At 62.0% G+C, this 10,024-nt stretch carries 8 protein-coding genes; all 8 read right to left on the reverse strand.

The annotated features are described in order from the left end of the window. Window positions 1–716: ABC transporter ATP-binding protein (locus VFF99_RS16800; RefSeq protein ID WP_325019908.1), on the reverse strand; the 716-nt coding region annotated here is incomplete at its 3' end. A gap of 130 nt (window positions 717–846) precedes the next feature. Then, window positions 847–2,154 carry an ABC transporter substrate-binding protein gene (locus VFF99_RS16805; RefSeq protein WP_325019910.1) on the reverse strand — a complete coding sequence of 436 codons (1,308 nt, stop codon included), beginning with the start codon at window positions 2,152–2,154 and terminating at the stop codon, window positions 847–849. Window positions 2,155–2,209: 55 nt separating this feature from the next. Next, window positions 2,210–3,268, reverse strand: a complete 1,059-nt coding sequence (locus tag VFF99_RS16810) for a branched-chain amino acid ABC transporter permease (RefSeq protein WP_325019912.1) — start codon at window positions 3,266–3,268, stop codon at window positions 2,210–2,212. Between the two features lie 86 nt (window positions 3,269–3,354). Beyond that, window positions 3,355–4,257, reverse strand: a complete 903-nt coding sequence (locus tag VFF99_RS16815; protein ID WP_325019914.1) for a branched-chain amino acid ABC transporter permease — start codon at window positions 4,255–4,257, stop codon at window positions 3,355–3,357. Window positions 4,258–4,369: 112 nt separating this feature from the next. Further along, window positions 4,370–5,161 carry an ABC transporter ATP-binding protein gene (locus tag VFF99_RS16820; RefSeq protein WP_325019916.1) on the reverse strand — a complete coding sequence of 264 codons (792 nt, stop codon included), beginning with the start codon at window positions 5,159–5,161 and terminating at the stop codon, window positions 4,370–4,372. A 1-nt stretch (window position 5,162) separates the two neighbouring features. Then, window positions 5,163–7,118: an AMP-dependent synthetase/ligase gene (locus VFF99_RS16825; protein WP_325019917.1), complete on the reverse strand. Its 1,956-nt coding sequence runs from the start codon at window positions 7,116–7,118 to the stop codon at window positions 5,163–5,165. 150 nt (window positions 7,119–7,268) lie between these two features. Further along, window positions 7,269–8,885 (reverse strand): acyl-CoA dehydrogenase family protein, encoded by a 1,617-nt coding sequence (locus tag VFF99_RS16830; RefSeq protein ID WP_325019919.1) that lies wholly within the window; start codon window positions 8,883–8,885, stop codon window positions 7,269–7,271. 67 nt (window positions 8,886–8,952) lie between these two features. Next, window positions 8,953–9,615, reverse strand: coding sequence for a TetR/AcrR family transcriptional regulator (locus VFF99_RS16835; protein ID WP_325019921.1), 663 nt, complete (start codon window positions 9,613–9,615; stop codon window positions 8,953–8,955). Between the last annotated feature and the right edge of the window lie 409 nt (window positions 9,616–10,024).

The following is a 10,024-nucleotide window of genomic DNA, read 5'->3' on the forward strand; positions in this document are numbered from 1 at the left end:
ACGCGGCCGTTTTCCAGGATGTAGCCGAAGTCCGCGTAGCGCAGCGCAACCATGGTGTTTTGCTCGGCCACCAGGAAGGAGACGTTTTCCTTGCTGTTGAGGTCTTTCACGATCTCGAAGATTTCTTCCACGATCTGCGGCGCCAGGCCCATGGACGGCTCGTCCAGCAGGATCATCGAGGGCTTGGCCATCAGCGAACGGCCGATTGCGCACATCTGCTGCTCGCCGCCCGAGGTGTAGCCGGCCTGCGAGGTGCGGCGCTGCTTGAGGCGCGGGAAGTAGTGATAGACCATTTCCAGCTGGTCCTTCAGTTCGGCACGCGAGATCCGGCGGGTATAGGCGCCGGTCAGCAGGTTTTCCTCGATGGTGAGGTGGCCGAAGCAGTGCCGCCCTTCCATCACCTGCGACAGGCCGCGCTTGACGAGTTCGTTCGGCGTCAGCTGGTCGATGCGCTCGCCCTTGAATTCGATGTTGCCCTTGGTGACGTCGCCGCGCTCGCCGCGCAGCAGCGTGGAAATCGATTTCATCGTGGTCGATTTGCCCGCGCCGTTCGCGCCGAGCAGCGCCACGATCTTGCCCTGCGGGACTTGCAGCGACACGCCCTTCAGCACGAGGATCACGTGGTCGTAGATCACTTCAATGTTGTTGACGGAAAGGTACGGCTGGCTACTGGAGGTACTGGCCGCCGGTGCCACCGCTACGGTTTGCGTTGTCATGGTGTCTCTTCTCGAATCGGATTCAACGGGTCTTGCTGCTCACGCCAGGGCTCGACATTGGTGTCGACACCGGCAAGCCCTGGCGTGAGGCCGCTCCCGCGGCACGGGAGCGGCGCTCAGCGGCGACTGCTTAGGTCGCGCAGGCCGGGGTGATCTTCTTCTCCGCGGCGTACTTGGCCGAGGATTCCTCGATCAGCTTCTTGGTCAGGGCCTTGTCACCCGTAACCCAGTTCGGCGTAATCGGCACCCACTTGCTGCCGTTCCACTGCTGCACCTTCACGGCGCCGGAACCTTCGTGGTCTTCACAGGAAGTCTTCACCGGCGGGAACATGCCCAGCACGCCCAGCTGCTTCTGGCGCGCTTCGTCGACGTTCAGGTTTTCCATGCCCCAGCGGATCTGCTCGCCGTTCATGACCTTGCCCTTGCCGAACTTTTCCTGCGCCTTGCGGATGGCTTCGGTCCACAGGATCGCCGCGGTGACGCCGCGCATGTGGTACACGGAACCGACGCGGGTCTTGTCGTCGAGGTTGCCCTTGCCGGCGTCATAGACCTTCTTGCGGATCTCGTCGAGCACCGGGTAGTTGCCCGGGGTGTTGAAAGTCATCGTGGTGTAACCCTTGGCGGCGTCGCCTGCCGGGATCACGTCCTCTTCCGAGCCTGCCCACCACACGCCGAGGATCTTCTCGCGCGGGAAGCCGTTACGCTGCGCGGTCTTGATGGCCACGGCGTTCATCACGCCCCAGCCCCAGAGGATCACGTAGTCCGGCTTGGCCTGGCGGATCTGCAGCCATTGCGACTGCTGCTCGTTGCCCGGGTGGGCGACGGGGATCTTGATCAGCTCGAAGCCGTATTGCGCGGCCTGCGCGTCGAGCACCGGAATCGGCTCCTTGCCGAAAGCGGAGTCGTGGTACAGGTGCACGATCTTCTTGCCCTTGAGCTTGTCCATGCCGCCTTCCTTGCTGCCGAGATAAGCGGTCATCGCGGCGGCCTGGTTCCAGTAGCTGGTGATCAGCGGGAAGACATAGGGGAAGACCTTGCCGTTGGCGGCGTCGGAGCGGCCGTAGCCGAGCGTGGTCATCGGGATCTTGTCGTTGGCGACGCGGTCCAGGATGCCGTAGGCAATGCCGGTGGACAGCGGTTCGACGAGGCCGGCGCCGCCGTTGCGCGACTTCAGGCGCTCATAGCACTCGACGCCGCGCGAGGCGTTGTATTCGGTTTCGCACTCTTCCCACTTCATCTTGACGCCGTTGATGCCGCCGTTGGCGTTGACGAGGTTGAAGTAGTCGATCGCACCGCCGAAGAAGCCGGAGCCGCCCGCGGCATAGGCGCCGACGCGATAGGACAGGATGGGAATGTATTGCTCCTGGGCGGCGGCGGTAGTGGCCGCGACCGTGCCAGCCAGCGCTGCGCCGAGCATGACAGATTTGATCAACTTCATGTGCTCCTCCTAATTTTAGACAGCAATGACAACTAGTTGTGTGGACTGCTTTACCTCAGTGCGGAAATGGCCATAACCGCAGTTTTTCCTTCGCGATCTGCCACAGGCGGGCCAGGCCGTGCGGCTCGACGATCAGGAAGAAAATGATCAGTGCGCCGAACACCATCAGTTCGAGGTTCGACGCAACCGAAGTGGGGAGCCCGAAGGTGTGGGCGATGATATTGAGCAGAATGGGCAGCAGCACGATGAACGCCGCGCCGAAGAAGGAACCGATGATGGTGCCCACGCCGCCGATGATGATCATGAACAGGATGCGGAAGGACAGGTCCAGGTTGTAGGCTTCCGGCTCGACGGTGCCGAGGTAGGCGAACGCATACAGCGCGCCCGCCACGCCGCAGTAGAAGGAGCTGACCGCGAAGGCGAGCAGCTTGGTGCGCATCAGGCGGAAGCCGATCACCTCGGCCGCCACGTCCATGTCGCGCACCGCCATCCAGGAACGCCCGACGTTGGTGCGCACCATGTTCTTCACCATCAGCGCCATCACGCAGACGATGGACAGCACCAGCAGGTACTTGCGGCCCGGGGTATCGAAGTCGAAGCCGAGGATGGTGATCTGCTGCGCGGTGATGACGCCCGACGAGCTGTAGTTGGTGAACCAGCCGATCTTGGTCAGGCACCAGACGACGAAGAACTGCGTGGCCAGCGTGGCGGCGGCGAGGTAGAAGCCGCGGATGCGCAGCGACGGCAGGCCGAATGCGACGCCGACCAGCGCGGCGCACACGCCGCCGAGGATGAAGGCGACCAGGATCGGGATGCCCGGGATGCGCAGCACGAAGTTGTACGACGCGAAGGCGCCGACGGCCATGAAGGCGGCGGTGCCGAGCGAGAGCTGGCCGGCGTAGCCGGTCAGGATGTTCAGTCCGAGCGCGGCGAGCGCGAAGATCAGGAACGGGATCAGGATGGCCGAGAACGCATAGGGCGATGCGAACATCGGCACGATGAAAAAGGCCACGGCCAGCAGCACGTAGATGCCGACGCGGTCCTGCCGGATCGGGAAGATCTGGTTGTCGGCCTGGTAGGTGGCTTTGAATTGACCTGCTTCGCGGTAGAACATGTTTGCTTCCTTTGTCTCTCCGGTCCGTCATCCCCGCGGTGGCGGGGACGACAAGGGATTTTTTAAGCGCTTCTCCGGGTTCGCCGTCAGATGCGTCGAATGATCTTCTCGCCGAACAAGCCTTCCGGCCGCACCAGCAGGAACAGCAGCGCGAGCACGTACGGGAACCAGCCTTCGATGCCGCCGCCCACCATCGGGCCGATGTACACCTCCGCCAGTTTTTCCGAGGCGCCGATGATCAGGCCGCCGATGATGGCGCCGGGCACCGAGGTGAAGCCGCCGAGGATCAGCACCGGCAGGGCCTTGAGCGCAACGAAGGTCAGTGCGAACTGCACGCCGTTGCGGGCGCCCCACAGCAGGCCGGCGACCAGCGCGACGAAACCGGCGACCGCCCACACGATGCCCCAGATCTGCTGCAGCGGAATGCCCACAGCCAGCGCGGCCTGATGGTCGTCGGCCACGGCGCGCAGCGCGCGGCCGATCTTGGTCTTGGAAAAGAACAGCGCAAGGCCGGTCACCAGCACCGCGCAGATGCCGGCGGCGGTGACGTCGAACTGGGAAATCGAAATGTTGTAGTTGTCGAGCAAGTACATGATCGGCACGTCTTCGATGCCGATGTCGAGGCGGCGCACTTCCGAGCCCCAGATCAGCTGCGCGAGGCCTTCGACGAAGAAGGTCAGGCCGATGGTGGCCATGAACAGCGTGATCTCATGCTGGGCGACCAGCGGCCGCAGCACGATGCGCTCGGTCGCAAGGCCGAGCAGCACCATCGCCCCCATCGTCAGCGGAATCGCGACCCACAGCGGCACGCCGAACTTGTCGATCAGGCCGACGCAGGTCAGCGCGGCGAAGAACACCATCGCGCCCTGCGCGAAGTTGAACACGCCGGATGCCTTGTAGATCAGCACGAAGCCGAGCGCCACCAATGCGTACATGACGCCGGCGAGCAGGCCGCCGATCAACACTTCGAAGAAGAAACTGAGTTCCATGTTTGATTCACCCTCTGTCGGTTCCCTTGGGGCGGGATGGGTTTCGGTTCGTTATCTGCGAGGGAAACCCATCCCCCTCCCGGCCTCCCCCTTGAAGGGAGAGGGGTGTTCTTTAGTGCGCGACGCCCAGATACGCGTTGATCACGTCCTGGTTGCTGCGCACCTCGTCCGGCGTGCCATCACCGATCTTCTTGCCGTAGTCGAGCACCACCACGCGGTCGGAGATGTCCATCACCACGCCCATGTCATGCTCGATGAGCACGATGGTGGTGCCGAACTGGTCGTTGACGTCGAGGATGAAGCGGCACATGTCCTGCTTTTCTTCCACGTTCATGCCGGCCATCGGTTCGTCCAGCAGCAGGATTTCCGGCTCGGCCGCCAGCGCCCGGCCCAGCTCGACCCGCTTTTGCAGGCCGTACGGCAGGCGCGACACCGGCGTCTTGCGGATGTGCTGGATTTCGAGGAAGTCGATGACTTCCTCGACCTTCTTGCGATGCTCGATCTCTTCGCGCTGCGCCGGGCCCCAGTACAGCGCCTGCAGCAGGAAGTTGGTCTGCATCTTGAGGTTGCGACCGGTCATGATGTTGTCGAGCACGGTCATGCCCTTGAACAGCGCGATGTTCTGGAACGTGCGCGCAATGCCGCTCTTGGCCGCGGCATAGGTATCCATGTCCTTGCGGTGCTGGCCGCGGTAGACGATCTCGCCCTGCTGCGGCCGGTACACGCCGTTGATGACGTTGAGCATGGAGCTCTTGCCGGCGCCGTTGGGGCCGATGATGGCGCGGATCTCGTGTTCGCGCACATCGAACGAAATGTCGGTCAGCGCTTTGACGCCGCCAAACGACAGCGAAATGTTCTGCAGGTCCAGGATCACGTCGCCGATCTTGCGGTTCTCGTTATGCATATCAGGCCGCCTTCTTCAGTGCGCCAAAGGTTTTGACATCAACGATGCGCAGGTCGGCAGACACCATGCCCTTGCGCCCGTCTTCGAACTTGACCTGGGTTTCGATGTACTGCGACATCTTGCCCGCGTACAGCGCGTCGATCAGCACCCGGTACTTCTCGCCAATGAAGCGGCGCCGCACCTTGCGCGTGCGCGTGAGCTCGTCGTCGTCCGGGTCCAGTTCCTTGTGCAGCACCAGGAACCGGTGGATCTGCGTGCCCGACATCAGCGCTTCGGTCGACAGGTCGGCATTGACCTTCTCCACGCATTCGGCAATCAGTTCGTAGGTCTCGGCCTTGCCGGCCAGGTCGGTATAGCCGGAATACGCGATGCCGCGCCGCTCGGCCCAGTTGCCCACCGCTTCCATGTCGATGTTGATGAACGCGCACACCATGTCGCGCTCGTTGCCGAAGGCCACCGCTTCCTTGATGAACGGGAAGAACTTGAGCTTGTTCTCGATGTAGTTCGGCGCAAACATGTCGCCGCTGTTCATCTTGCCCACGTCGGCCGCACGGTCGATGATCTTGAGGTGCCCTTCGTCGTCGAAGATGCCGGCGTCGCCGGTGTGGAAGTAGCCGTCGGCGTCAATCACTTCGGCGGTGGCGTCCGGGCGCTTGTAGTATTCCTTGAGCATCGCGGCCGACTTGACCAGCACTTCGCCGTTGTCGGCCAGCTTGACCTCGACGCCCGGCGCCGGCAGGCCGACCGAATCGAACTTGATGTTGCCGTTCGGCTGCAGGCACACGTACGCGCAGGTTTCGGTGGCGCCGTACAACTGTTTCAGGTTCACGCCGATGGAGCGGTAGAAGCGGAACAGGTCGGGACCGATGGCCGCGCCGGCGGTGTAGGCCACGCGCACGCGCGACAGCCCGAGCACGTTCTTGAGCGGGCCGTACACGAACAGGTCGCCCAGCGCATAGCTGAGGCGGTCCAGCAACCCGACCGGCTTGCGGTCAAGGATGTCGGCGCCGACCCGGCGCGCCACTTCCATGTAGTGGCGGAACATCTTGCGCTTGATCACGCCGGCGTCTTCCATGCGGATCATCACCGTGGTGAGCATGTTCTCGAACACGCGCGGCGGGGCAAAGTAATACGTCGGCCCGATCTCGCGCAGGTCGGTGAGCACCGTGTCGCCCGACTCCGGGCAGTTCACCGTGAAGCCGGCCACCAGCGCCTGGGCGAAGGAGAGCAAATGATCGCCGACCCATGCCATCGGCAGATAGGAAAGGACATTGTCTTCCGCATTCAGGCCGTCGAATTTGCGTCCGCCCTCGGCGGCGACGAAGAACGATCCGTGCGTCTGGCAAACGCCCTTCGGCTTGCCGGTGGTGCCGGAGGTATACAGCATGACCGCCGTGTCGCTCGCCCTGCCTGCATACACCTCGCCGATGAAAAAGCCGGGATGCGCCTTGTCGAACTTCCTGCCGAGTTCCTGCACGACATCGTATGACGTCAGCTCTTGCTGCCTGTAGTGGCGCATGCCGCGTGGGTCGTCATAGATGATGTTGGCGATGCGGTTAAGTGTCTGCTTGATGTCGAAAAGTTTGTCGACCTGTTCCTGGTCTTCGACAATGGCGAAATCGATATCAGCGTCATTGAGCACATAGGCCATGTCGGCAGCAGGCGCATCCTGGTACAACGGCACGGCGACGCCGCCGAGACAGTGCACTGCCGCCATTGCCCAGTACAGGCGGGGACGGTTGTCGCCAACGATCGCCAGGTTCATGCCACGCTTGAATCCCATGGCCGCCAGCCCGCAGGCCAGGGCACGGACCTCTTCAGCGACCTCCGACCAGCTCCAGGTTTGCCAGATGCCGAGGTTTTTCTCCCGGTAGGCAGGCACGTTCGGGCGCGTTTGCGCGTGTTTAAGCAGCAAGCGGGGGAACGTGCATTCGCTCGCCTTCGTCGTCTCTTCCATCGTCCACTCTCTCTCGGGCCAGCCATTCGGCACGCCGCCGGTTTATACCGGTCTGTATTTGTGCCTGCTTCGTGCTGCGCTTTTCAATCGCGCAATTCTTGTATGTCAACTGCTGGCGCGCCTGAAGAACCAGCCGGCGCGCCGTTGCCGTCACCCCGAAATCGACGCGCGTTCGATGATGCGTTTCAGGGCGTTCGGTGATGCGGTCAGGGTGCCGAACTCGCTGCCATAGTCGGTGCCGAGGCGCGAATTGACGAATGCATCGGCCACATCTTCCGTGGAGAAGCGCAGCAGCAGGCTTCCCTGGAGAGCCATGGCAATCATTGCCATCACCCGTCGCGCATGCGGCTCAAAATTGTCGGATACATCCATCAGTGCGCGGTCGAGCTTCGCCACATACGCGTCGAATTTCCGGTGTGCGCCTTTGGCAAGGTTGATTTCATCCATCAACGCCTCCCGCGTGGCGTTGTCGCCGCGGAGTGCGCGCATCAGGTCGAGTCCCATCATTGCCGAGCTGCCTTCCCAGATACCGTTGAGCGGCGCTTCCCGGTACAGGCGAGCGATCGATTGTTCCTCGACGTAGCCCATGCCCCCATGGCACTCCAAGGCTTCGAGGGCAACGTGATTGACCCTCTTGCAGTTCCAGTACTTCGCCACCGGCACGGCAACGCGAATAAGAAGGCGGTCGTGGTCGCTGAGGTGTTCGTCATCCGCGGCGCGCGCAAGGCGCATGCCGAGCAGGAGCGCGGCCTCGCTCTCGATGGCGAGATCGGCGAGCGTGTTCTGCATCTGCGGCAGGCTGGAAATGGTGGAGCCGAATGCACTCCGGTTCGACGTGTGATGCATGGCCAGCGTAAGCGACTGCCGCATGATCGCCGCAGATGCGATCGACAGGTCCATGCGGATGTAATGCGTCATGTTCTTGATGAACTGGCGGATACCGCGGCCCGGCTCGCCGATGCGGTAAGCGAGCGCGCCGTCGAGTTCAATTTCGCTCGAGGCATTCGAGCGGCTGCCCAGTTTGTCCTTGAGCCGTTCGATCCGGATCGCATTGCGCTGGCCGTCTGGCAGGATGCGTGGTGCAATGAACAACGAGATACCCTCTGCAGTGCGCGCAGTCACGAGGTAAAGATCGCCCATTGGTGCCGAGCAGAAGAATTTGTGGCCGCGAAGAATGTATTCGCGGTCGGCGCCGGTGGGAATCGCTTCGGTTTCGTTTGCACGCAGGTCGGAGCCGCCCTGCTTCTCCGTCATCCCCATCGCGACGGTGATTCCCCGCTTTTGTGCGAATGGAATGTGACGGTTGTCGTAATCGTTCGACAGCACCAGGTTCTCCCAGCGCGCGCCGAGTTCGGCGTCAGAGCGAAGGAGCGGGATGATTGCGTAAGACATCACGGTCGGGCAGCAGATACCGTTTTCACCTTGGTTCCAGAGGTACGAGAGGGCGCCGCGCGCCACCTGCGAGCGTTCCTCGGTTGCCGTCCATGCGAGCGAGTGCACCTCGGAGGCGTAGGCCTTGGACATGAGCTGGTGGTAGGACGGATGGAAGTCGACCGTGTCGATGCGATTGCCGAAACGGTCATGCGTTCTCAACTCGGGAAGATACTGGTTCGCCTGCCGCGCAAGTTCGCGCAATTCGAAACTACCGATTGCCGCGCCCAGTTGCGCCGCGCGCTCCCGCGCCCACCCTGCCCCTTCGCGCTCCAGCGCCCTGCTCAGCACGGCATCGCCGGTGAAGGCGTTGTAGTCGGGCTGCTCGAACGGCATGTTGAAAACGCGGTGTGTCCTGTATGGCGCCGGGACACCCGGGGGTTGGAACGCAAAACCATTCATCTTAGCTCTCCTGAAACTCGTTTTCTTGAATAGCGGGCCGGCTGCTTGTCCGCTTGACGCCAATTGCACGATTGACGTAGGCCTGGATCTCGCAAATGAGTTGCGGAGTGCGCGATACCGGGTCGTAGCTTTCGTCGGCAAGCGGCACAACGATTGCCTCTGCCAGGGCGCCGAGGACGCATGCGCCGGTCACGTTCGAATCTTGCTGCGTGAACTCGCCGGCGCGAATGCCATCGTCGATGATGTGGACGAACTGGCTGACAAACTGTTTGCGGTAGTGCAGCCTCAAGCGCTCAATTTCTGCTTCGTCGGCTGGCTCCGCAATTACCGCGTAAGCCTTGCGCCTGCCACGCAGGGCACGGCGTGCGAAGGTTTCGATCGCCGCGGAGAGTCGCTCGCCCGGCGTGCCTTCCCCGTGCGCGATGTCCGCAATGATCTTGACCTCCAACTCCGCGATCCTGCGGTATGCCTCGCAGAGGAGTTGGCTTTTGGAAGGAAAGTGGAGATAAACCGAACCGGCAGCAACACGCGCCGTTCTTGCAACTGCAGCGATTGACGCCGCGCGCCACCCCCCGGTTGTGATGAGGCGGATTGTCGCCGTGACGATTGCGGTTTTCGCGTTGTCGATCTTTTGTTCGACGTACTCTGTGCGGCGGTAGACCATGATATGAATCCTTATTCATAGCTTGATGATTTAACTTAACTCCGCAAATCGGGCGTGTCAAGTACCTGTGCGCAGAAAATCAAAACCTCGAAATTTTTCGAGCCTCTGCTATGCTGCAAGCACCGGATCAGTTGAACGCGAACAAGCTGCAACCGCAGTTGCTGCAAAGTTTTCCGCGTAACGTAATGCTGTGTGCGCGATGACACGAAGTGATTGCGAAGCCGTTTTCTCGCCAGCGCATGCGGAAGAATTTTTCTTCTCCGCGCGCATCATTCACGCGCTATCCCGCGCACTGTTCCAGCACATCAATACTGATGGTTGATCGGAGGATGACATGCCTAGAGCAGCGATTCTGGCTATCGACGGATGCTATGCGTCGAGCGTTGCCGGCTATGCAGACCTCCTGCAG

This window comes from Noviherbaspirillum sp., assembly GCF_035654295.1.
Lineage (GTDB): Bacteria > Pseudomonadota > Gammaproteobacteria > Burkholderiales > Burkholderiaceae_D > Noviherbaspirillum.